The following is a 21,115-nucleotide window of genomic DNA, read 5'->3' on the forward strand; positions in this document are numbered from 1 at the left end:
TTCATAAACATCTTGTGGAATATTTTGCATACCTCCAAGGAAAAGGAGCATTTGATAACCAGCACCTTGCCAAGCTGATACAAAGACAATAGCATACATGGCTTGTTTTGGACTCCTCAAGAATGGCTGAGACGCAATTCCAATTTTATTCAACAAGGCATTCAAAAGACCATTATTTGGATTCAATAGATAAAGCCATAAAATCGAAATAACAACTAGTGACATTACAACTGGAGCAAAGAAAGCTACCTTAAAAAACATATTTCCTTTTCGTTTTTTATTGACAATCAAAGCCATACCTAGCGCTGCACCAAGCTGAACAGGAATAATCCATACAACAAATTGTGCCGTATTAACAACACTCTTTAAGAAAATTGGATCTTTAAACAAACGTATAAAATTTTCTAAACCAATAAATTTTCTGTCGTCTGGTGTCAATAAATAGTAATCTGTAAAAGCATAATAAACAACCATACAGACTGGAATAACCAGGAAAATCAAAAGCAGGATTAAAGCTGGCGATAAAAAACCATATCCTAAAAGATTTTCTTTTAATTTTAAACTCTTTTTCTGGTTCATGTTAAATTCCTCCAAGATATGATAAATTAAGTAAAATCATGATAAATTAATGTAAAAACGGAACATTAAAAAATTGACATACTTATCTGCATATTCGCTAAACAAAAACTGGCTGAGACCAACTTCATATTTGACGTTTCGCCCCACCCAGTTTTATTATCATCTATTTTTTCAAACTATCATCAATAGCCGTTTGCATCTCTTTGGCACGTGAATCAAGCACTTTTTGAACATCTGGATTTTCTTCATAGTAGCTGATGTCTTGCATAGCTTGTTGGAATGAACGTGATACTTGCGGATAGGCTACTACAACGGGACGTGCATGCGCAGTAGCTGCGTTTTGTTCCATCAAGAAACGCATTGGTTCAGAAACTTTGTCTTTGATATTTTCAATAGTTGATTTACGGATTGGCAACACACTATTTCCAAGGCTTAAAATTTCGCTTGATTCAGTATTCGTTGCAAATTTAACAAACTCAGCAGCTGCATCTTTTTTGTTAGACTTAGTCGTAACAGCTAATTGCCAGCTTCCTGAAGGTGATACTAATTTCTTAGTTTTGTTTGAAACAGGATATGGCAAGATACCGAAATCAATATCTTTATAGTTGGTTTGCAAATCGGCAATTGTCCACGAACCACTTAACACCATTGGATACTGTCCAGTTTCAAATCCTTTTTCAACTGGACTAACAGTTGTATATCCTTCTTTTACTAGATCTTGGATAAATTGAACAGCTTGTGTACTTTCTTTGGAGTTAAAGTACCCTTCCGCTTTTGTTCCATCTTCATTTACTACACTACCACCATTTGACCAAATCAATGGCATATATGCATAAGGAAGCATTTCATCATTTGAGTTCAAACGGAAATCAATAGCAGCTTCTTTAAAGTGATCTTTTAGCTTTTTACTAACCGCTTTGAATTCATCCCAAGTCCAAGGTTTTTTCAAAGTTGGTAAACTTGATTCATCAATTCCTGCTTCTTTAAACATTTTTTTATTATAATAAATTCCTACGTTTGATTCTGAGTAACCAAATGCATAGAATTTACCATCGTAAGTCCCTTGTTGTTTGATACTGTCAAGCACATCCTCCATATTATTATCTTTCAAATAATCATCTAATGGAGTAATAACCTTTGATTTAGCATATGCTGCTGTATTCGGACCATCAAGCGTAATCACATCAGGTAAACTATTTGTTGTAATCGCTGCGTTAACTTTATCTTCATATCCACCGCCGCTTCCGCTACGTGGAATATACTCAGTTACAACTTTGTATTTTCCTTTATACTTCTTATTAAAGTTTTGAACTACTTGTTCCCAAGCCTTCCCTTCTGCAGTCTCATCAGAAAATTGGACCCAAACTTTCACGTCATCTTTTGATGCTGCTTCTTTAGAAGTCTTACTAGATGAACCTCCACTACATCCAGCAAGAAGCCCTAGTGATAGAGCAGCAACCATTGACAGAATTACGCCTTTACGCATATTTTCCTCCTTTTTGAAACGTTTCATTTTTATTTGTTTTATATAAAGGTTTATATTAAACCTTTATATTTTTGAAACGTTTCATTTTTATGGTTTCATTATACAACCGCTTTCATTTTTTGTCAAGTGATTTCTGTATTCTTTTTGTAGTACCACCTTCTGCAAAATAAACTGGTAATAAAACCCTTGATAACACAGCTTTTTCTTTAGAAATGAGTTGCAACAATAATTTGACAGAAGCTTGGGCAATCTTATCCAGAGGTTGTGCAATTGTTGACAGTAAATAAGTTTGATCCGCAGCATTTCTCAAACCATCAAAACCAATAATCTGATAATCTTGTGGAGCTTTTTTACCAAATTTCTCCATTACTTTCATAACTTTAATAGCCATAAAGTCATTAATAGCAAAAATACCATCAATTGTTGAATGTTTTAGTAAAAATTTCTCAATCTGTTTTTCAGGTTCAACAAGTGGTTCTGACATATCTAATTTTAAAACAGAATGTCCCATACTCATCAACTTTTCACAAAAACCTAATTCACGTTGTTTAGTTTCATTCTCATGGATATTAGTACTTCCAATATAAGCGAGCTGTTTAGCACCTCGATTAAGCAACTCTTCCGCTGCCATCTGCCCCCCTTTATAATTCTCTGAAGTCACATAGGAGACATTCTCAGAAAAATGTCGATCAAAACTTACAAAAGGCAAACTGCTTGAAACATACTTATCAACATCTGAATAAGTTACAGCAATAATACCATCTACTTTGTTTTTCTCTAACATTTGAATGTACTCAATCTCATTTTTGACATCGCCATCAGCATTACAAATGAATAGTTTATATTGATTTTTAAGTAATTCTTTTTCAACGTAGTAGGCTAATTCTGAAAAAAATGGGTGCCAAATTGTCGGGATTATAAGAGCAATATTATTACTTTTATTGGTCTTTAGCCCCCGCGCATAATTATCTGGAATATAATTCAACTCTTCAATTGCTTCTTGTACCTTTTTTAGTGTGACTTTTTTGATACCTTTCTCGTTGTTAATAACGCGCGAAACTGTTCCGACACTAACACCAGCACGATTAGCTACATCTTTCATCGTGATGGATGTCCGACTTTTTCCTTGCATTTCTTAACCTCCATTTTAAAAAACAAGATTATATCTTGCAATCGTTTTCCTTAATTGATTATAAATAATTTCACTTTTTTTGTAAAGTTTTATCCATCTACTTTCTTTACAAAAACAAATTCTCTTTCTTGTGAAAGATTTTCTTGAAACTTAAATCCAGAAAAAGAACTCTGTTTAATATCAGATAGTTTGGTAACGTGATTCTCAATCAAATAACTCAAAAATTGGCCACGCGCCTTTTTGGAGATAGTCGAATGAATTTTCCGTTTTCCATCTTTTTCTTCCATGAATTTGAAGCGGATCATCTTGTCTCTCACCTCTTTAGGAAAGACATCTTCAAATTCACTAGACAAGAGCGAAAGCAGAATTTCCTGATCTGCAACAGCTTGACCATAGGTCTCTGTCCACAGCTTTTTCAATGATTGCTTTTCGACATTGAGCTTTGTCATAAAGTCCAAACGGTGGGGAGCAATGGGCGCCAAAGCCGGAATCACTCCATACAAGCTAGAGGTAATCAAAATATGATTTCGGATATACCGTTCTTCTTCCTTGCTCAGATCCTTACGCTTAATGTTTCGATACATGAGACCGTCAAAAAGATAGAGAGCAGGATAGGTTGGTGCTGTCTCATTTTGAAGTTCCTGAATACGTTGGTATTCTTCTTCTGCTTTCTCTGGTCGAATCTGATATAGCTGGGCTAAGTCAGTCACTGAATACTGACTCAAAGCCTGAATAATTAATTTCGTCTTTTCTGACAGACTTTCTGGCTCAATCTGAGCGACTTGAGTATTTAGTTCTTTTGCTGTTGGAATTAAAATTTTCATAGATTCATTATAACAAAACTTGTATTTTCTTGACTATCTTTACGATTTATTCTTGACTAATTATATTTTATATCATATAATCTAGTTATCGATACTAGATTATAGAAAGGTTGATATTTTATGATATCCTTTCCCCTCTGGCAAGAATTACCTGATCTTGATTTATATTTAGACCAGGTCCTATTATATGTTAACTCTGTCAATCAAAAGGCTTTTCCAGGACAGGAAAAAGTCTTAACAGCAGCGATGATTAATAATTATGTCAAGCATGCTCACATTCAAAAACCGATCAAGAAAAAATACAATCGTACTCAAATTGCTCGGCTAATTATTCTCACAACGCTAAAACCAGTATTTCCTATTCAGGATATTATTGAGACTGTTGAATATCTAGTGAAAAACCAAGAGAGTTCCGAACTCTTTTACAATCAATTTGTTGGATATATGAATGAAGAGACTGATATAGAAATCCATCCTCTTGTTTCATCTGCTTGTCAGACAGTCAAACTCTACCATCAGACCAGACAATTATCTCTAGAATTGAAAGGAGCACATGCAAATGAATCTAACCATGAAATTAAGTAAACGTTTGAGTTTTGGTGAGGAAGTGGCAAATGCTGTTACCCATGCTGTAGGCTCTGTCCTTACACTTATCCTACTTCCCTTATCAGCTATCTATAGCTATGAAGTCCATGGCTTACTATCAGCTATTGGTGTCTCCATTTTTGTCATCAGCCTCTTTCTTATGTTTCTTTCATCTACAATCTACCACTCCATGTCTTATGGCTCAACTCATAAATATATCCTACGTATCATTGACCACAGTATGATATACATTGCCATTGCGGGCAGCTACACTCCAGTTGTCTTGGCTTTAATGAATAACTGGTTGGGTTATTTGATTATTCTAATCCAGTGGGGGACGACAATCTTTGGTATTCTCTACAAGATATTTGCCAAAAAGGTCAATGAAAAATTTAGTCTCGCTCTTTATCTTATGATGGGCTGGCTGGTTGTCTTTATTATCCCACCAATTATTAGCCAAACGAGCCCGCTTTTCTGGGGATTGATGCTGGCTGGAGGCCTTTGCTATACCATTGGAGCAGGATTTTATGCCAAGAAAAAACCATATTTTCATATGATTTGGCATCTCTTTATTCTTGCCGCCTCTGCCTTTCAATACATCGCTATTGTCTTTACCATGTAACCATTTCACGTCTTAAATGATTACTTTAAACTTGTATACTAATCATAGTAAAAGCTCTCTGAGAAAAATTCTCAGAGAGCTTTTTAGTCAAATATAGTTAAAAATACAATAAGTTCCAAGCTTCTTGACTATCCATATATTACTTCGGTTGAATTATTCTTTATTTTTTTCTTTTTTAAGCTTTTCATTTTTAGGCTTTTCTTTTTTAAAAGCAAAATACAATAATAAGACCGGAAGTAACACATTAGCTGCGAGAGCCCCCATCCTATAAGAAACATCTGAATCAGCAGGTAATGGAGTTACAAAAGCATGATAAACAGCAAAAACTGCTAAAATTAAAAATATAACTCTTTTAAAAGACATATCGACTCCTTCAAAATTTGTATTTTACCTCTTTAAAAGGCTAAAATTCATTATTAACAATAAATAGAATAACATACATTCATTTTTAATGCTTGATTCTTCCCTTTTTTTCTAGCATTTTCTTAACAAAATAGGGCATTTTTACGTTTTCAATTCCCTTTTTTTCAATTAGTTTTTTTACAAATTCAGGCATTTGAGGCTCATCTATTTCTTTTAATATCTTAGAACTTGTCTCAGAAGGAGCCAGTTCATCAAAGGTCGTTTGTTCTGGATAAAGATACTGAAATTCATCTCCTTCATGCTTACGAATGGTCGCCACGATTGCTGCAATCAAACGAGGGTCTGCATTAGGCATTGGTGGACGATGATAAGCCACACCAAGTTCTTGACACAATTCTTGACATTCTACATCATTATCAAAAAGAACTTCTATATGCTCACTGATAAAACTAATCGGAACAAAAATATAGTGTTTAGGATGGACAGTCTGATCACGAAGATATTCTAATACATCTGGTTTGATCCAAGGAAGGCCTATATCACTTTCACTTTGCCAAGTATTAGTATATTCAAAAGAAGATAGTCCCAAGCGCTGTGCAATCATCTGTGCATTGTCAACAATTTGATCAATATAAGGATCTTCAAAATCTAAAGCTAATAATGGTACACTATGTGCTGAGAAAATAACTTTGAAGCTTTCACCCTTAACTTGTTTATCGATAATCTTCCTAATTTCATCTACCCAAAAGTTTAACAAATCTTCTGAACGGTACCAGTCCTTGATAATATTAAAACGGATTTTCTCACTATGGATGAACTTTTCATATCCCATAACCGAGTAAAAAGAATAATGAGGTTCCAAAATCAGACAGATACATTCTTCAATGCCATCTAACTCCATTTGACGAATAAGGTCTGGAATGAAGGGGGATGAGAATTTATTCGCAAAATAAACTGTATATTCGTCTGATAAAACTTGTCCGACCAGCTCAACTTCTTCTCTTGTAATTTCCTGTAAAGGACTGCCACCAATTAACTGATAGTTATCGTAAAGATGTTGAATTTCCTGGTCTGTAGGACGCACACCTCGACGGATATTAGTAAAAAATGCAGCAACGTCTTCAAAAGTATAACCTTCTGGTGAACCAAAAGTCATCATCAAAATAGCTTTTTTAGTCATATTTCCCTCTTTTTCTAAAGCTCTCTGCTATTATAACATGATATCAGTCAAAATAAGTATGACATTTCTATTCTTTTCTACTTTGTCAGAAACATATCAATATGCTAAAATAGATTTAAATCAAAATGAAAGAAGAGATTTTATGAAATATCCTAATCTTTTAGAGCGTTTCCTGACATATGTCGAGGTCAACACGCGCTCAGACGAGACATCTACTACTACACCCAGCACCCAGAGTCAGGTGGACTTTGCCAAAAATGTCCTCATTCCTGAAATGAAGCGAGTGGGATTGGAAAATGTCTACTACTTACCAAATGGCTTTGCTATTGGAACTCTGCCTGCCAACGACCCTAGCTTTACCCGCAATATTGGCTTTATTTCCCACATGGATACGGCGGACTTCAACGCAGAAAACATCCGGCCGCAGGTCATTGAGAATTATGACGGTGGAGTGATTCCGCTGGGGCAATCTGGCTTTAACCTGGATCCCGCTGACTTTGCCAGTCTTCATAAATACAAGGGCCAAACCTTGATTACAACTGACGGAACCACCCTTTTAGGAGCAGACGACAAGTCTGGTATTGCTGAAATCATGACTGCTATCGAATACCTGTCTGCCCATCCAGAGATCAAGCATGGAGAAATCCGAGTGGGATTTGGCCCAGACGAGGAAATTGGCATCGGAGCTGATAAGTTTGACGCTGAAGACTTCAATGTGGACTTTGCCTACACAGTAGATGGCGGACCTCTAGGCGAACTCCAGTACGAGACCTTTAGCGCTGCTGGAGCCGAACTGACCTTCCAAGGTCGCAATGTTCATCCAGGAACTGCCAAAGGTCAAATGATCAATGCTCTCCAGCTGGCTATTGACTTCCACAACCAGCTACCAGAAGCCGACCGACCAGAGAAGACCGAGGGCTACCAAGGCTTCTACCACCTGATGAATCTGACTGGTACTGTCGAAGAAGCTAAAGCAAGCTACATTATCCGCGACTTTGAGACAGATGCTTTTGAAAATCGCAAGGCTGCTATGCAGGCTATTGCTGATAAAATGAACCAAGAGCTGGACAGCGAGCGTATCAACTTGACCCTCAAAGACCAGTATTATAATATGAAGCAGGTCATTGAAAAAGACATGACACCAATCACTATCGCTAAGGCAGTTATGGAAAGTCTTGACATCCGGCCTATTATCGAGCCTATCCGTGGCGGAACTGATGGCTCAAAAATTTCCTTTATGGGCATCCCGACACCTAACCTCTTTGCCGGTGGCGAAAATATGCACGGACGCTTTGAGTATGTCAGCCTAGAAACCATGGAGCACGCTGTCGATACCATCATCGGCATTGTCTCTTACCAAGAAAAATAAACCTCTCATGAACATAAAAAACGAACAAGCTAATTCTTTTCGAAATTAGCTTGTTCATTTTTTTATTCTTCTAATTTGATTAGGCTTTTATGAATGAGATTTCGTCTGATAAATCCTAGGTAATCTTATTAACATCTTACAGAATCTTCTCAGAATAAACCTTTTCTTTATTAGTTGCTTACTTCATTTGTCGTAGATGCCTGTTCAGAAGGCCGAGCTGGCTCTTCTTGAACAGACTCGCTTCCTTGTTCCTTTGGCTCTAAAGCAGGACTAGCTGCTTCTGTTGTAGTGGAACTTTCACTTGATGAACTAGTAGACTCGTTAGGCTCACTAGATGTCTGATTGGATGAACTATCAGTTGCAGTTTCAGTAGGTTTTACAGTTTCAGATTCTTTTTCTTCAGATTTAGCTGTATCAGAAACTGGTTTTTCTACCTTCCCTTGATTTTGAAGCCCTTCAACAAACGATTGAACTTCAGCAAGCAATTCTTCTTTATTGACTTTGCTATCTGCAAGTTTATCAAATAAAGCATCGACCTTAGTAAATAATTCATCTGATGCATTTTGTTCTTCAAGTAGCTTATGAGCTGCCATCAGTAAAGCATAAATTTTCTTATACAGTTCTTGATCTTTTGGATTCGTTTCTTCTTGCTGATCTTTAATAGTATCAACCATTTGAGACAAGAGCAACTTAAGCTCTTCCAAGATAGCTTCCCGATCCTTGCGCCCTTCTTTAAGATCAGCTTGAAGAGTCAATAATTGATTCTTATAGCTTTCCTGGCTAGTAGAATCTTTAACCTTATCCAAAAGTGTTTGTCCTTGCAGGAAGAGTGCTTGGAAGGTTGCATCAGGGATTTCTACTTTTGGCTGTGGCGCAAATTCACCATAAAGTTCTTTTAAGAAACCGTAAATGGCTGTTTTGTAGTTCTGATCATCCGTTTTTTCAGTATCCAGAATAGTTTTATCTTTAGCTTGACTTGCCTCTCCACTAGCAAGAGCCTTATCAACTTCTAGTTTGGTTTGATAGAGATCCAAGAATAAAGCTTTCAGATCCACAGCCTCGATAAAGGCTTGCGACTTGTAGAGCTTCATAGCTAAATCGGCAACTTTTTTACGTAGTTCCGGTTGCAGGCGAGCATCATCTACAGCAAGATAGAAGGCCTTAAGATATTCGACAGAGGTCATACCTGTCCGGTCTTGATAATCTTGAAGACTGGTCAGAAGCTGATCAATTTCTTTCATTTTTTCTTCATTTTTTTCAACCTTCGCCATCTGCAAATCACTTAACAAGGAAGCTTTATTAACATTGTAGCTATCTGTTTCCAAGCGTTTGATCTTATCAACTAATTCCTGATACTTCTTATCTACTTCTGTCAGTTGCTCAGTCTGGGCATTTTTATCCACATGGATATAATGCTTATCAAACTGCTCTAAACTTGCTAAATAACCAGCCGTTGAGTTGCTCGGCAACTGCTTCATGGTTTCTACAAAATTCCCTAAAGCAAGCTCAATTCGACGTTGCATCAAGAGATCATTTTCGTAGATTGTTCGACTAGCAGCTAGCAGTGAGTCTACTTTCTCTAAAACTGCCTTTTCACTATAAGCTCCGGCCTGATATGCTGATTGTAAAGCAGGCAATTTATTCTTCAAGCCTAAGTTAACCCCTTTAGATTGAACTCGGATGTAATGATTGTGATCTCCATGAGGAATGACAAACTGACCGTTTTCGACTTGAATGCTGTATGGTGACAAACCTGAACGAAGAGCCGTTGTGTAGAGTTCGTTTAAGAAGTCTAACTCAGGATTTCCAGTTTCTAAAGGAATACGAACATGTTCTTTTCTAACAGCATATGGATGGATATGGGTTGGATCATAAGCCTGATCCGGATTATTAAAGACGAAGAAACCTTTGGAAATCTTAATGGCTTCACGAGGAACTCCATATGTTTTAGAGATATAGGCCATCTTTTCTTCATCGCTCGCATCACGAGAAAAACGATCATAATCAGATTTCTCTTGACTTGGTTGAGCAGAATGTTGATGCTTGGTCAACTGTGCTTCAGCCGCTGCAATTTGATCTGCTGACAAATCTTTTTTAAAGAAGTAATGAGCATGACCACCATGTTGAACAACGTATCCTTCCTCATCTTTTGAGATGACATTTTCAGCGTGGAAACCGTGGTCATCTTTTTCAACTGGTTTTGTTGGTTCACTTGGTTTAGAAGGCTGAATAGGTGTATTTGTAGCTGACTTAGGATACGTCTTTTGACCTGCTATTGGAATATTTCTTGCAATCTCTTCTTCTAGAGCTGACAAGCTGCTATATGGGATAAAGTGATAATGGTTCCCGTGTGGAATGGCCACTCCCTCAGCCGTCCTATGGGCAATTTTTGCAGGATCAAAAATCAAGCCATCTTTTTCAGCATAACGTTTTTCTTTCGGCATGCTGTAAAGCTTCTGCAATTCATCCTGATAGTTTTTGCTAACCTCAGTTCCTTGACCACTCGGTTTAGTGACTAATCCTACTCCTCCAGTTTGACTTGGCTTGGAAGGCTGACTTGGAACAGGAGCTGGATCATGATTTGCTTGATGATTGGAATTTGCTATATGGCCTGTGTTCTGGTCTTGAGAAGGATTGTTTGCAAGATTCGAATTTTCTTCTCCAGATGGTTTATCAGTTGAAGAAGCCTGATGATTTCTGCCTTGCAAATAGTTCCAATAAGCTTGAGCAGCAGCCAATTCACCAGCTGATAAGTCTCCCTTTGGAATATAGTGAATGTGACCAGCATGAGGAACCAAATAGCCATCACCCGTGTCAGATATAATGTCAGAAGGACTAAATACATAGCCATCATCTGTCGTATAAGCTCCTCCCCTATTCTGTGATGCAGTAGTCACAGGTGAGGTACTTCTTTTTCCAGCAGCAAACGAGGCACTTGGGCGACTAAAGTCTTGCGTCTTTCTGGTCTGATTTTGACTTGCTTTAGCATCCGTTTCAGCTCCTGCTTCATCTTCCTTACCAGGATGAAGCTGACGTTGTCGAGCAATTTCATCGACTGACCGAACATTAGTTGTTTCTTTAGCATTCGTCAAGTATAAATAATACTTCCCAGCTACTTTGATAATATAACCGTCTTTTACCTGATTAACAATATCAGCTTCTTGCAACTGATAATTGGGATCACGCATAATCAATTCTTCACTAAGAATCGCATCAAATGGAACTTTCCCGTTATAGTAATGATAGTGATCACCGTGAGAAGTAACATAGCCCTCCGCTGTGATTTTAACGACAATCTGCTCTGCTGCAATACCTTCTTTGGCACTAACCTGGTCAGGTTTTAAGTTTTCAGCCTTTCTAGCTTTGCTATTTTGTTTACTATTTGCTTTTTTCTCTACATAAGCGACCTTATTTTTTGATTCTGTCTGTTCTGATTGATGTTGCATAATAGCATATCCACATATTGTTAGGGTCGCTAAGGCCGCAACTGAACCAATGATATATTTCTTTTTCATTCTAAACCTCAATTTTTTAATTCTTTAGCTAATATTTTAAAGTTATCTTCCAAATTCTCCAGATAGGACTTATCATTTTCAGGGTCGGCTTCCAAAGGATTTAATACCTTGAGATTAACCCCTGTCGCCTTCTTGAGGGTTTCAGCCAATTTAGAAGAAGCATTGCTTTCTACAAAAATGGTCTTTACTTGATAAGTCTTAATAAAATCTTGAATTTCAGTTAATTGTCTTGGACTGGGCTCTTGGTCAGGAGAAATACCAGAAATCCCAAGCTGCTTCAAACCAAAACGCTTGGCCAGATAAGAAAAAGCTGTATGTTGCGTAACAAAAGTCTTATTCTTAATTCCATTAAAAACTCCTTGATACTTCTTACTCAGTTCTTTAGCCTTTTCAGCAAATTTCGACGCATTTTTCTCATATTTTGTAGCATTTTTACTGTCTAACTTAGATAAGTGTCGAGCAATTAATTGTGCCTCTTCAGCTACCTTGTCAGGATCTAACCAAGTATGAGGATCATAAAGAGTCTTTTCATCAATTCCCTTATCAGCAGAAACATCTTCTAGGCCAGCTACCTTTTCTAACTGCATACCTTCACTAGCTTCAACCACTTGAACCTTAGACTTTTCTAAGCTCGGGTCTAGACTACCCGCCCAAGATTCTAACGTTCTTGAGTGGTAAACAAAAATATCAGCGTCATAAATAGCTGCCACATCACTGGCAGATGGTTCGAATTCATGAATCCCAGAACTTGATTGGATCATTCGGACATCATTCAAGTCACCCGAAACTTCCTTCACCATAGAATAGATAGGATAAAAACTTGTCACAATTTTGAGCCCCTTATGACTCTGAGGTGGACTCGATTCCTTTTTTGTGCAAGCTACAAGTGAGATCCCTACTATCACAAGAGCTATTAAACGAAGTATTCTTTTAATTTTCATAAAACTCCTTAACCAGTTCAATAATTAGTCAAATGAATAGCTATTTCTAAAACACTAAAACATGTCTTAAAAACAGCTTTTTTCTTAACTGGTTTATTAACCAGTTAACATATTACGCTTTTTGGTCTATCCTGTCAAGTATTTTTTTCATAATTTTAAAGATATTTGTCTTTTCTAAGAAACCTTATGACAACAAAAAAGCCACCGATGGTGACTTTTGGGGAGATTATTATGAAAAAGATTAGGATACTATCAAATAAAATTAGGAGTTTTTATTTGATGGGTATAGTATAGAATAGGCATCTTAAACTATTCTTAAAGATTTTCTCTTTCTAAAGATTCTTTTATTTGATCCAAAAATGCTGTTTCTTCTTCTGTGAAATCATAATCTTCCAAGAGATCAGGCCGTCTTAGATAAGTCTTTTTCAGACTTTCATAGAGACGCCACTTGCGGATGTTTTCATGATGGCCGCTCATGAGGACTTCCGGAACGACCATACCCCGATATTCATAGGGCCGAGTGTACTGAGGATACTCCAAGAGCCCAGACGAAAAACTGTCATCTGTATGACTGGCTTCCTTGCCGATAACCTCTGGAATCAGGCGAACAGTAGCATCAATCATGGTCATAGCTGCTAATTCTCCACCAGTAAGGACATAGTCCCCAAGTGAGATTTCATCTGTCACTAGCATCTTAATTCGCTCATCATAACCTTCGTAATGACCACAAATGAAGATGAGTTCCTCTTCCTTAGCCAGCTCCTCCGCATAGGTCTGGTCAAAAGTCCGACCAGCAGGATCTAGCAAAATCACACGCGGCTGCTTCTTTTCAATGGCATCATAGGCATCAAAAATAGGTTGAGCCCGAAGCAACATCCCTTGACCACCGCCATAAGGCTCATCGTCCACATGGCGAGACTTCTCTGCATTTTCTCGGAAGTTATGATAATTGATTTCCAAGAGACCTTTTTCTCGTGCTTTTCCTACGATAGAGTGCTCCAAGGGCGCAAACATCTCCGGAAAAAGAGTCAAAATATCAATTTTCATCGTCCAATCCTTCCGGTATCTCTACGTCAACCCGACCTTGCTCAATGTCGATTCCCAGTACCACTGGCGGAATATATGGCAACAGCAAATCACGCTTTCCTTTACGTTTGACAACCCAGACATCATTGGCTCCTGGTTGCAGAATTTCCTTAATCGTACCAAGAAGAACATCATTTTCATAAACTTCAAGTCCGATGATTTCATGGTAGTAAAATTCTCCATCTTCTAGATCTGACAAATCCTCTTCAGCCACTTTCAGGCTAAAATCACGAAATTTCTCAATATCATTGATATGGTACATGCCCTTAAACTTGATAATATCAAAGTTTTTGACCTTGCGATGACTGGCAATCTCCACATCCATGACAAACTGATCTTTCTTGTCAAACAGGGCTAATCTATTGCCTTTTTTAAAACGCTCTTCTGCAAAATCGGTCACTGACAAAACTCGCATTTCTCCTTGTAGACCTTGGGTATTGACAATTTTTCCAACATTAAAATAATTCATCTCGACTCCAACATATTATACTCTGCCTAGTATTTTATCATGATATAGGGGAATGTACAAGGGAGATAAATGAGAATTCCCTTGCCTATATTTATTTGATTAAAGTTGCTACTTAACGTATAATTATACATATAGAGCTTTAACACTATAAACACCCGAGTGTGTTTACGCAAAACTAGAAAGAAGTTGGTGACGACTATGGGGAGAAAGTTAAGTAAACTCCTGCTCTCTACTGCTATTCTAGCCGCAACAGCCACCAGTCTGACTGCTTTGACACAGGTCAAAAAAGGCCAAGCAATGGAAAATGAAACGAGAGAAACTAGAAAAGTCTCAGCCCTTGATGAAAAAATTGCTCAAATTGACAATCCAACCATCAAGGCTTTTCTAGAATACTATGCTAGTCAGAACATGACCTCCGCATCCTCTCTTCCAATGATAGACGATCTGAGAGCTGATACTCGCATCATCGTTATTGAGATAGACTATGCAGATACAAGCCTACCACCAGCCATTGGAACATCAGTCGATGGATCCGAAGGGCCTGTCGGTGGAACTGTTGATGCTGATGGCAATTACATTGAGTTTGATACTAGTGACCATAGCAAATCCGCAACCGTTCAGGAAATTCGAGATGCGGTCGCACAAATCCTAGGGTGATAAATTCCTAAAACAATGCTTACTCATTGGCCGAGTTTCTATCTCGGTCATTTTCTATTCCTAAAAATGTATCATATTACTGTAAATCTTGTTTTTCCTAAAAATCTATGCTAAGGTAATGGAAAAAATATAAGAAGGAGGGTCTGCTGAGATGAGGAGTGGGCATCTTATTTACAAGGTAAAATACCTAATAGTAAAAACAAAGCAATCTTTTATTGATCCAAATCTCAATTGAGCTCCTGAGAACTTCCTTTTAATAATCGCTGAAACGTCTATGTTTGATTTCAAAGTCGAAATAATTCTCCTCCTGAAGTCGGTGGAAAATGTCTCGGTAGGCTTCTTCGTCAAAAGAATCCCCTCGATAAAGAATTTCAAAACTAAGATCGTCATATTCTAGAAATGCATTCGACGAGCGGAAACCCTTGCTGTGATAGAAATCCCAGCGAGCTTGACGCTGTTCAATATTATCACACGGCTCATCTAAGCGCTCGATTTCTAAAATCATGGTTCGCTGATAGAAATTGACCAGCTTTTCGATGATTTCACCGCCATAGCCATGGCTGCGCAGGTGGGGCATAATCGCAAAGAAACTAACATAAAAGGCTTGCGCGTTGGAGATGGCAAAGGCAAAACCAACAAATTCCTTTTCATGATAAAAGGCGAAAAAATTAGCATCTTCCTGTTCCTCATATCGTAAAAATTCACTGAGCGGTATCCTTTCCTCTTCTGGAAAAGCTTCATTATTCAAGGCTTCTACCTTATCCAAATCTGGAAAATCTGCTGTAATGATCTGGCTGGTTAAGCTCATAAAATCACTCCTTTTCTTGTGGTAGTATAACAAATTTTACAACTGGTTTCAAAAAAGAGCCCTGAAAGAGCTCCTATGTATCGATTTTTTCTTCATATAATAGAAAGGTGCCGAATGCCTAGTTAGAATCGGTTGGACTCCCAGCGAAGAGGACTTATTCTAGCTGCTACTTCACTATTTCACGTAAATTATCCAAATGCTGGTTATCAGTCACAGCCATAATGCTGACACCTTCTTGCCAAACAAAGTCTGGAGTAAATTGGCTTTCCAAAGGCTGATGTTTTTTCAGACGGTAGCCGATAATATTAAGATGATAAAGCCTGCGAGCATCTACTTCACGGACCGTTTTCCCGACCCAGCTAGCAGGCAGTTCAAACTCAGCCACCACTACATCATCATCCAGCTGGAAAACCTCAATCGAATGATTAAAGAGAATGGTCTTGGCCAATGAAATACCAGCCTCCACTTCAGGAAGAATAACCAGATCAGCTCCCACCTTTTCCAACACCTGCTGAGTTACTTCATCCTTGACCTTAGCAATGACATTTTTTACACCCAATGCTTTGCAGTGCATGACCGCTAGGACGCTGGATTCCAGACTTTCTCCCGTCGCTACGACGACCGTATCACACGCCCCAACGTCTGACGCCTCTAAAAGCTCCATATCAGTAATGTCCCCGATCACACCAACGGCAATAATGTCTTCATACTGATTGATTGTCTCTTCGTGATTATCAATCGCAATGATTTCTACATCTTGAGAAATCAAGGCCTCAATGATACTCTGTCCAAAAATCCCCAAGCCGAGGATTCCAACTGTTTGATTTGCCATTTCTTTTCTCCTATCCAATCATAATGTCCGCCTTGCTGTAATGCAAGGTTGCAGCATTCTTCGGTTGATAATGGTTAAGACTGACCATAAGCGTCAGCGGCCCCACCCGTCCAATAAACATTAGCAACATAATCACAATCATACCAGCTGTATTGAGGCTGGTAGTGATATTTGCCGTGACACCAACTGTAGCCAATGCCGACACAGTCTCAAATATCAGGTAAATAAAGCGATGACTACTATCGGTCACTAGCCCCAGTGCTAAAAGTCCGAGCAGAAATGTCAGCTGAAAAATCACTGTCACACCAAAAGCCTTCTGCACTAGCTGAGGAGACAGCGTTCTCCGCCCCATATTGGTATGAGGCAAGCCCAGAATTTCCTTTCGGGCAAAAAGCAAAAGAACTAAGAAGGTCGTAATTTTCAGACCGCCCGCTGTACCACCCGGAGCCCCTCCTAGAAACATCTGAAGCAGATAGATAAACAGTGTTACCGGACGAGCAGCCGTATAATCTATGGAAGCAAACCCAGCTGTCCTCATACTGACTGTCTGGAAAAAGCTAACCAGTAGCTTATTGCCAAAGGAAAGATTGCCAATCGTTCCAGGATTATTGTACTCCGTCCAGAGACTCGTGACCGTCCCAAAAACGAGGAGACCAGCAGTCAGCAGCAAGACTACCTTAGTATGAAAGTGCAGCCCCTTCTGTTTTCCTCCCAATTTAGTCGCCAAGTCAAACCAGACCATAAAGCCCAGTCCTCCAGTAATGATGAGGAGAGCCAAGGTGATATTGACCAAAACATCTGTCTGCAAGCCTAGTAGGCTATCATTACCAAAATTATCAAAGCCCGCATTACAAAATGCAGAAACAGCTAAAAAGATAGAATTAAAAATCCCTTTTCTCAGACCAAACTTGGGAATGAAGCGAATCATGAGAAGGAGCGCACCCAGTCCTTCGATAGTAAAAGTCGTGATAAAAATCGAACGGACAAATTGACCTAAGGTACGATTGTGACCATAACTAAAACTATCCCGCAGAATACGACGATCCTTGAGGCTGAGCTTTTTCCGACTTTCCATGGTGAAAAATCCGATAAAAGTCAGGATGCCCAAACCACCAATCTGAATCAGCAACATACAAAGGAGCTGGCCCCAGACATTGTATGTATCCACGACCGATCGAGTAAAAAGCCCTGTCACACAGACCATCGAGACAACAGTAAAAAGATGATCCAGATAGCCTGCTTGGGAACTAGCCGTCTGCACCCAAGGCAGACTGAGTAGCAAGGAGCCACAGAATATCACCAGAAGAAAAGACAAGATAATCTTTTGCGCTGGTGATAAGCGTGAAAATAAATGCTTCATAAAGTTTCCTTTCCTGATCTAATAAAAGCAGAGGCTAGCTCTATCTGCCCTTCTCTTTCCTTGGCAGCCAGTTGCAAATCATCCGGACTCTGCAAGTTTCTGACTTTGATAGCATAATCCGCTGCGACAATAGCATGGCCCCGCATGTGGCCTGTTGCGACTGCTTGGGCAAAGACACGCGCAGCATATTTACCGATTTGTGATTGGGCTTGCTGCGACAGTTTGTTAGCCAAGAAACCAGCCGTCCTTAGTTCATAGGCAGATGCCCTCCCATCAAGTCGAGCTTTAAAAACCTCACTTACCTGAGTCAAAATCTTCTGCTTTTCAGACTCATCTTCCGCATCAATCAGAGGTATAAAGCTTGACGCCATTTTCATAGCCCATCGAGCCAGTTGCCCCTGAGGAAGCTGTTCCAAGACAAGCTCCAATTCCAATCTCTTCTCACCATCATCTAGGATTTTCAGCTTGTAAGGACTCGGTAAAATCACTTGGCTATTCTCATAACACGTACGCTCATGAGCGTTCCAAGCATAATCTTCTGGCTTCATATGTCCTCCAGTTTCGAATTTTTCTAAACTCGCCCCTGCATTTCGTTCTTCTCTTAAATGGAGTACCCAGTTCTCGGAGAGCTCGAACTGTATCAATGGTCCTAAACTCAACTGCGCCTAATAACTTGTTTCGGCAAGAAAATTAAGGAACGTAGTTCTCGCGAAGCTCAAACTGCATCAATGGCCCTAAATTCAACTACGCCTAACAGCTTGGTTCATTAATGATAATAAGGAGCGTAGTTCTCGCGGAGCTCGAACTGCATCTATTTCTCTAACCTCACTTGCGTGCTAGGCACTCAGTTCGCTAAGAGAAATAGAAAAAACGGGACACATGGTCCCGCTACTTCTTATTTCTCATCAATGACGATGCGAACTTTTTTATCTTCGGTTGGGACAGAGTAGACAATCGTTCTTATGGCAGAGATAGTACGACCTTTACGACCGATAACACGTCCAACGTCAGTTTGATCAAGATCGAGATGATATTCCATAAACTCTGGAGTATCTTCGATTCGGATAGTTAAGGCATCTGGTTGTGAAATCAAAGGTTTCACTATTGCAATAATTAGATTTTCAATCGTGTCCATAGTCAACCTACAATTCTATTATTTAGAGTATTTTGAATCGTGGAATTTCTTCAATACGCCTTCTTTTGAAAGGATGTTGCGAACTGTATCAGATGGTTGCGCACCATTTTCCAACCATGCAAGTACACGGTCTTCTTTCAAAGTCACTTGGTTTTCAGCAACAAGTGGGTTGTAAGTACCAACTGTTTCGATGAAACGACCATCACGTGGTGAACGTGAGTCTGCTACGTTGATACGGTAGTAAGGTTTCTTTTTAGAACCCATACGAGTCAAACGGATTTTAACTGCCATTTTTAAATTTCTCTTTTCTGTTTTATATTTTAGTAAATAACAAAGCTATTTACTGACAGAAATTATCTTACCATAGTTTTATGAAGGTGTCAAGAAAAAAACTTGACAGGATTTATTTTTTTTACCGAGAAATTTCGCCATTCTTTTCGGATGTTTGAATTAATAAGCCTGCTTGATCCATTTCACGAATCAATTGTTTCATTTGAGATTCTTTACCGTGTTTTACAGTGATCGTATCGATGTGCCTTATGGCTGAATTATCCTGAATATCAACCAAGGTCAAAGCCTTCTCATAATATTTAATCCCTTTTTTTAGTCTTTCCTGATTGTTCCATTGTAGAATTGAGTAATTTACAGACTGATCTTTCCCAATTTCTCTATAGTAATCCCAACTTTTTTCTTCTAAAAACTGATATAAACCAGTATTTAATAAATTTTCCCCGACCTCAGCATAAGAAATATCCTCTAGCTGTACAACATATACCTCAATTCGGTTGTTTGTCCGTTTGGGACTTTCTTTTAGAACAGGGTGACTCTGAATCATTTCTTCTGAAAAATGAACAGTAAATGTAAGTCCTCCACCTTCATAATGATAGCTTCCATCAGATTCAACTTTTTCCGGCTTCAAATCTAGAGAAGTGAAAATTTTTTCGATTTTTGTATTACCTTCCCTTATATCGCTAGGGGATGCCTTAAAAAGATTAAAAGTTAAGGGATTAAAAGTTGAAAAAAGTATCAAAAGTGAAATAGTTAGAAAAGCCGCAAAAGCAATCAAAATTGCTTTTAGGAGTACAGTTACTCTATCATTCATTTTTAACTCCTTTGAATCTACGATGAATCTCCAACTCGCTCCTATGCAAGAACTCAGACCATAAAATTGTCAGGACTTGGATTTTCCAGAAGGTCTTCTCAGACTATTAAAGAAATAGCATATATATCGCATTTCCAATCATGAAAATCGTAAAGAGCCAAAACCAGACAGCCATAAAAGCTGAACGAAAGCTTCCTCTCTCAGGTTTATTTGTCTTGATATAGACAGAAATCTCTTTGCGAAGACTGTATAGAAAATAAAGGGCTAGACCGCTCCCACCATAGAGTAAGATAACATGCACAAGTCCAACTAAAACTCCCGGTAAGTAGCTATAAAGCAATGCTAAGCCATCCCCAAGAACAAGATTGTTGAAAATGTGAAGTCCAATTGCCCAAAATACTGAGTATTCCAGAGTGATGTAAGAGAAAATGAAACCAACAAAGGTAGCGAAAATGATCTGAGGCAAATTCCCATGAAAAATTCCAAATAAAAGGGAAGAGAAACTGATAGCAAATACTTTCCCGTATTTTTCAAATGTCCTTAGTCCTGCAACTCGGAAAATCAGCTCTTCCGATATAGGACCGACAATAGCACTGTATAAAAACATCGTCCAGGTTGTCGAATCTGCGGAAGCAGCCTCAACTGAAGACATTATTGAGAGACCAAAAATATTCAAAAAGGATTCAAAGAACTGACTAAACAAGTTAAAAAAAGTCTGGGCTAGTAAAAGCAAGCTAGTCAGAATAAGAAAAGCTTTTGGTGTTATTGCTCTTTTTTTATGTCTAAGATCAGTGCTAAAAAGTTGCTTCTTACGATATAACCAGAAAATCAAGAGGCCAACAGGTACAGCAAAAAGATACATACCCCCATCATTTGCTAGAAATTGTGATGCAGCTTCCTTTGCAGCTTGCAAATCGCCCCCACCATGCTGGTAAATAAAAATTAGCAGGGTCACAATCGAATAAATAGTTACTACTGCAGACATGGCTAAAGTATACAAGAGACACAATCCTGAAAATCGAGAAACATCCTTGCGGATTTCTTGATTCGTTTTACTTGTCATAAATATT

Annotated in this window: 22 protein-coding genes; 4 read left to right on the top strand and 18 right to left on the bottom strand. The window is 38.5% G+C overall.

The window, feature by feature from the left end; translation table 11 throughout:
- The 4 genes from HMPREF2780_RS09440 to yaaA form a co-directional block, all read right to left on the bottom strand.
- A partial coding sequence (locus HMPREF2780_RS09440) for a carbohydrate ABC transporter permease (protein WP_105026550.1) occupies positions 1-579 on the bottom strand: 579 nt, incomplete at its 3' end.
- A gap of 163 nt (positions 580-742) precedes the next feature.
- Entirely contained in the window at positions 743-2,065 is a 1,323-nt protein-coding gene (locus tag HMPREF2780_RS09445) for an ABC transporter substrate-binding protein (RefSeq protein ID WP_105026551.1), read from the bottom strand.
- 112 nt (positions 2,066-2,177) lie between these two features.
- On the bottom strand, positions 2,178-3,197 hold the full coding sequence (locus HMPREF2780_RS09450) for a LacI family DNA-binding transcriptional regulator (protein ID WP_105026552.1): 1,020 nt from the start codon (positions 3,195-3,197) through the stop codon (positions 2,178-2,180).
- 89 nt (positions 3,198-3,286) lie between these two features.
- Positions 3,287-4,021 carry a peroxide stress protein YaaA gene (yaaA, locus tag HMPREF2780_RS09455; RefSeq protein WP_105026553.1) on the bottom strand — a complete coding sequence of 245 codons (735 nt, stop codon included), beginning with the start codon at positions 4,019-4,021 and terminating at the stop codon, positions 3,287-3,289.
- A gap of 120 nt (positions 4,022-4,141) precedes the next feature.
- Between yaaA and HMPREF2780_RS09460 the strand changes: the two genes are divergently transcribed.
- On the top strand, positions 4,142-4,606 hold the full coding sequence (locus tag HMPREF2780_RS09460; protein ID WP_053794563.1) for a DUF1836 domain-containing protein: 465 nt from the start codon (positions 4,142-4,144) through the stop codon (positions 4,604-4,606).
- Positions 4,581-5,228, top strand: coding sequence for a PAQR family membrane homeostasis protein TrhA (gene trhA, locus HMPREF2780_RS09465; protein WP_012000697.1), 648 nt, complete (start codon positions 4,581-4,583; stop codon positions 5,226-5,228). The genes HMPREF2780_RS09460 and trhA overlap by 26 nt, the downstream gene beginning before the upstream one ends.
- 153 nt (positions 5,229-5,381) lie before the next feature.
- Here trhA and HMPREF2780_RS09470 read toward each other — a convergent pair whose 3' ends face one another.
- Together HMPREF2780_RS09470 and hemH are read right to left on the bottom strand one after the other, a co-directional pair.
- The gene (locus tag HMPREF2780_RS09470; protein ID WP_061595925.1) at positions 5,382-5,591 is read right to left on the bottom strand and encodes a hypothetical protein; all 210 of its coding nucleotides are present in this window, start codon (positions 5,589-5,591) and stop codon (positions 5,382-5,384) included.
- An 85-nt stretch (positions 5,592-5,676) separates the two neighbouring features.
- Positions 5,677-6,771, bottom strand: a complete 1,095-nt coding sequence (hemH, locus tag HMPREF2780_RS09475) for a ferrochelatase (RefSeq protein ID WP_061598816.1) — start codon at positions 6,769-6,771, stop codon at positions 5,677-5,679.
- A 142-nt stretch (positions 6,772-6,913) separates the two neighbouring features.
- Here hemH and pepT point away from each other — a divergent pair, with 142 nt between their 5' ends.
- Complete coding sequence (pepT, locus tag HMPREF2780_RS09480; protein ID WP_061595927.1) at positions 6,914-8,140, top strand: peptidase T; 1,227 nt, start codon at positions 6,914-6,916, stop codon at positions 8,138-8,140.
- Between the two features lie 170 nt (positions 8,141-8,310).
- Here pepT and HMPREF2780_RS09485 read toward each other — a convergent pair whose 3' ends face one another.
- From HMPREF2780_RS09485 to rimM, 4 genes are all read right to left on the bottom strand, one after another.
- A complete protein-coding gene (locus HMPREF2780_RS09485; protein ID WP_061595928.1) occupies positions 8,311-11,655 on the bottom strand; it encodes a pneumococcal-type histidine triad protein in 3,345 nt (1,114 codons plus the stop codon).
- A gap of 8 nt (positions 11,656-11,663) precedes the next feature.
- Positions 11,664-12,596, bottom strand: coding sequence for a metal ABC transporter solute-binding protein, Zn/Mn family (locus HMPREF2780_RS09490; RefSeq protein ID WP_053794557.1), 933 nt, complete (start codon positions 12,594-12,596; stop codon positions 11,664-11,666).
- Positions 12,597-12,911: 315 nt separating this feature from the next.
- Entirely contained in the window at positions 12,912-13,643 is a 732-nt protein-coding gene (gene trmD, locus HMPREF2780_RS09495; protein WP_061595929.1) for a tRNA (guanosine(37)-N1)-methyltransferase TrmD, read from the bottom strand.
- Entirely contained in the window at positions 13,633-14,151 is a 519-nt protein-coding gene (rimM, locus tag HMPREF2780_RS09500; protein WP_061595930.1) for a ribosome maturation factor RimM, read from the bottom strand. The genes trmD and rimM overlap by 11 nt, the downstream gene beginning before the upstream one ends.
- Positions 14,152-14,349: 198 nt before the next feature.
- Between rimM and HMPREF2780_RS09505 the strand changes: the two genes are divergently transcribed.
- Entirely contained in the window at positions 14,350-14,808 is a 459-nt protein-coding gene (locus HMPREF2780_RS09505; protein WP_105026554.1) for a hypothetical protein, read from the top strand.
- A gap of 253 nt (positions 14,809-15,061) precedes the next feature.
- Here HMPREF2780_RS09505 and HMPREF2780_RS09510 read toward each other — a convergent pair whose 3' ends face one another.
- The 8 genes from HMPREF2780_RS09510 to HMPREF2780_RS09545 all read right to left on the bottom strand — a co-directional run bounded on the left by HMPREF2780_RS09510 (position 15,062) and on the right by HMPREF2780_RS09545 (position 21,108).
- Entirely contained in the window at positions 15,062-15,616 is a 555-nt protein-coding gene (locus HMPREF2780_RS09510; protein WP_008809255.1) for a GNAT family N-acetyltransferase, read from the bottom strand.
- 166 nt (positions 15,617-15,782) lie between these two features.
- The gene (locus HMPREF2780_RS09515) at positions 15,783-16,448 is read right to left on the bottom strand and encodes a potassium channel family protein (RefSeq protein WP_061595932.1); all 666 of its coding nucleotides are present in this window, start codon (positions 16,446-16,448) and stop codon (positions 15,783-15,785) included.
- Between the two features lie 10 nt (positions 16,449-16,458).
- Positions 16,459-17,808 carry a TrkH family potassium uptake protein gene (locus HMPREF2780_RS09520; protein ID WP_061595933.1) on the bottom strand — a complete coding sequence of 450 codons (1,350 nt, stop codon included), beginning with the start codon at positions 17,806-17,808 and terminating at the stop codon, positions 16,459-16,461.
- The gene (locus HMPREF2780_RS09525) at positions 17,805-18,356 is read right to left on the bottom strand and encodes a putative immunity protein (RefSeq protein ID WP_012000708.1); all 552 of its coding nucleotides are present in this window, start codon (positions 18,354-18,356) and stop codon (positions 17,805-17,807) included. The genes HMPREF2780_RS09520 and HMPREF2780_RS09525 overlap by 4 nt, the downstream gene beginning before the upstream one ends.
- 347 nt (positions 18,357-18,703) lie before the next feature.
- A complete protein-coding gene (locus tag HMPREF2780_RS09530) occupies positions 18,704-18,943 on the bottom strand; it encodes a KH domain-containing protein (protein ID WP_008809259.1) in 240 nt (79 codons plus the stop codon).
- An 18-nt stretch (positions 18,944-18,961) separates the two neighbouring features.
- On the bottom strand, positions 18,962-19,234 hold the full coding sequence (rpsP, locus tag HMPREF2780_RS09535; RefSeq protein ID WP_008809260.1) for a 30S ribosomal protein S16: 273 nt from the start codon (positions 19,232-19,234) through the stop codon (positions 18,962-18,964).
- Positions 19,235-19,355: 121 nt separating this feature from the next.
- Entirely contained in the window at positions 19,356-20,045 is a 690-nt protein-coding gene (locus HMPREF2780_RS09540; RefSeq protein WP_053794552.1) for a hypothetical protein, read from the bottom strand.
- 106 nt (positions 20,046-20,151) lie between these two features.
- Complete coding sequence (locus HMPREF2780_RS09545) at positions 20,152-21,108, bottom strand: CPBP family intramembrane glutamic endopeptidase (protein WP_053794551.1); 957 nt, start codon at positions 21,106-21,108, stop codon at positions 20,152-20,154.
- Positions 21,109-21,115 lie beyond the last annotated feature (7 nt).

The organism is Streptococcus sp. HMSC062B01 (assembly GCF_001811085.1).
Lineage (GTDB): Bacteria > Bacillota > Bacilli > Lactobacillales > Streptococcaceae > Streptococcus > Streptococcus gordonii.

What these genes read in the sequence shown, in the direction of transcription:
- HMPREF2780_RS09445 (WP_105026551.1), bottom strand. Translation starts at nt 2,065, where the DNA reads ATGCGTAAAGGCGTAATTCTGTCAATGGTTGCTGCTCTATCACTAGGG.
- HMPREF2780_RS09450 (WP_105026552.1), bottom strand. Translation starts at nt 3,197, where the DNA reads ATGCAAGGAAAAAGTCGGACATCCATCACGATGAAAGATGTAGCTAAT.
- yaaA (WP_105026553.1), bottom strand. Translation starts at nt 4,021, where the DNA reads ATGAAAATTTTAATTCCAACAGCAAAAGAACTAAATACTCAAGTCGCT.
- HMPREF2780_RS09460 (WP_053794563.1), top strand. Translation starts at nt 4,142, where the DNA reads ATGATATCCTTTCCCCTCTGGCAAGAATTACCTGATCTTGATTTATAT.
- trhA (WP_012000697.1), top strand. Translation starts at nt 4,581, where the DNA reads ATGAATCTAACCATGAAATTAAGTAAACGTTTGAGTTTTGGTGAGGAA.
- HMPREF2780_RS09470 (WP_061595925.1), bottom strand. Translation starts at nt 5,591, where the DNA reads ATGTCTTTTAAAAGAGTTATATTTTTAATTTTAGCAGTTTTTGCTGTT.
- hemH (WP_061598816.1), bottom strand. Translation starts at nt 6,771, where the DNA reads ATGACTAAAAAAGCTATTTTGATGATGACTTTTGGTTCACCAGAAGGT.
- pepT (WP_061595927.1), top strand. Translation starts at nt 6,914, where the DNA reads ATGAAATATCCTAATCTTTTAGAGCGTTTCCTGACATATGTCGAGGTC.
- HMPREF2780_RS09485 (WP_061595928.1), bottom strand. Translation starts at nt 11,655, where the DNA reads ATGAAAAAGAAATATATCATTGGTTCAGTTGCGGCCTTAGCGACCCTA.
- HMPREF2780_RS09490 (WP_053794557.1), bottom strand. Translation starts at nt 12,596, where the DNA reads ATGAAAATTAAAAGAATACTTCGTTTAATAGCTCTTGTGATAGTAGGG.
- trmD (WP_061595929.1), bottom strand. Translation starts at nt 13,643, where the DNA reads ATGAAAATTGATATTTTGACTCTTTTTCCGGAGATGTTTGCGCCCTTG.
- rimM (WP_061595930.1), bottom strand. Translation starts at nt 14,151, where the DNA reads ATGAATTATTTTAATGTTGGAAAAATTGTCAATACCCAAGGTCTACAA.
- HMPREF2780_RS09505 (WP_105026554.1), top strand. Translation starts at nt 14,350, where the DNA reads ATGGGGAGAAAGTTAAGTAAACTCCTGCTCTCTACTGCTATTCTAGCC.
- HMPREF2780_RS09510 (WP_008809255.1), bottom strand. Translation starts at nt 15,616, where the DNA reads ATGAGCTTAACCAGCCAGATCATTACAGCAGATTTTCCAGATTTGGAT.
- HMPREF2780_RS09515 (WP_061595932.1), bottom strand. Translation starts at nt 16,448, where the DNA reads ATGGCAAATCAAACAGTTGGAATCCTCGGCTTGGGGATTTTTGGACAG.
- HMPREF2780_RS09520 (WP_061595933.1), bottom strand. Translation starts at nt 17,808, where the DNA reads ATGAAGCATTTATTTTCACGCTTATCACCAGCGCAAAAGATTATCTTG.
- HMPREF2780_RS09525 (WP_012000708.1), bottom strand. Translation starts at nt 18,356, where the DNA reads ATGAAGCCAGAAGATTATGCTTGGAACGCTCATGAGCGTACGTGTTAT.
- HMPREF2780_RS09530 (WP_008809259.1), bottom strand. Translation starts at nt 18,943, where the DNA reads ATGGACACGATTGAAAATCTAATTATTGCAATAGTGAAACCTTTGATT.
- rpsP (WP_008809260.1), bottom strand. Translation starts at nt 19,234, where the DNA reads ATGGCAGTTAAAATCCGTTTGACTCGTATGGGTTCTAAAAAGAAACCT.
- HMPREF2780_RS09540 (WP_053794552.1), bottom strand. Translation starts at nt 20,045, where the DNA reads ATGAATGATAGAGTAACTGTACTCCTAAAAGCAATTTTGATTGCTTTT.
- HMPREF2780_RS09545 (WP_053794551.1), bottom strand. Translation starts at nt 21,108, where the DNA reads ATGACAAGTAAAACGAATCAAGAAATCCGCAAGGATGTTTCTCGATTT.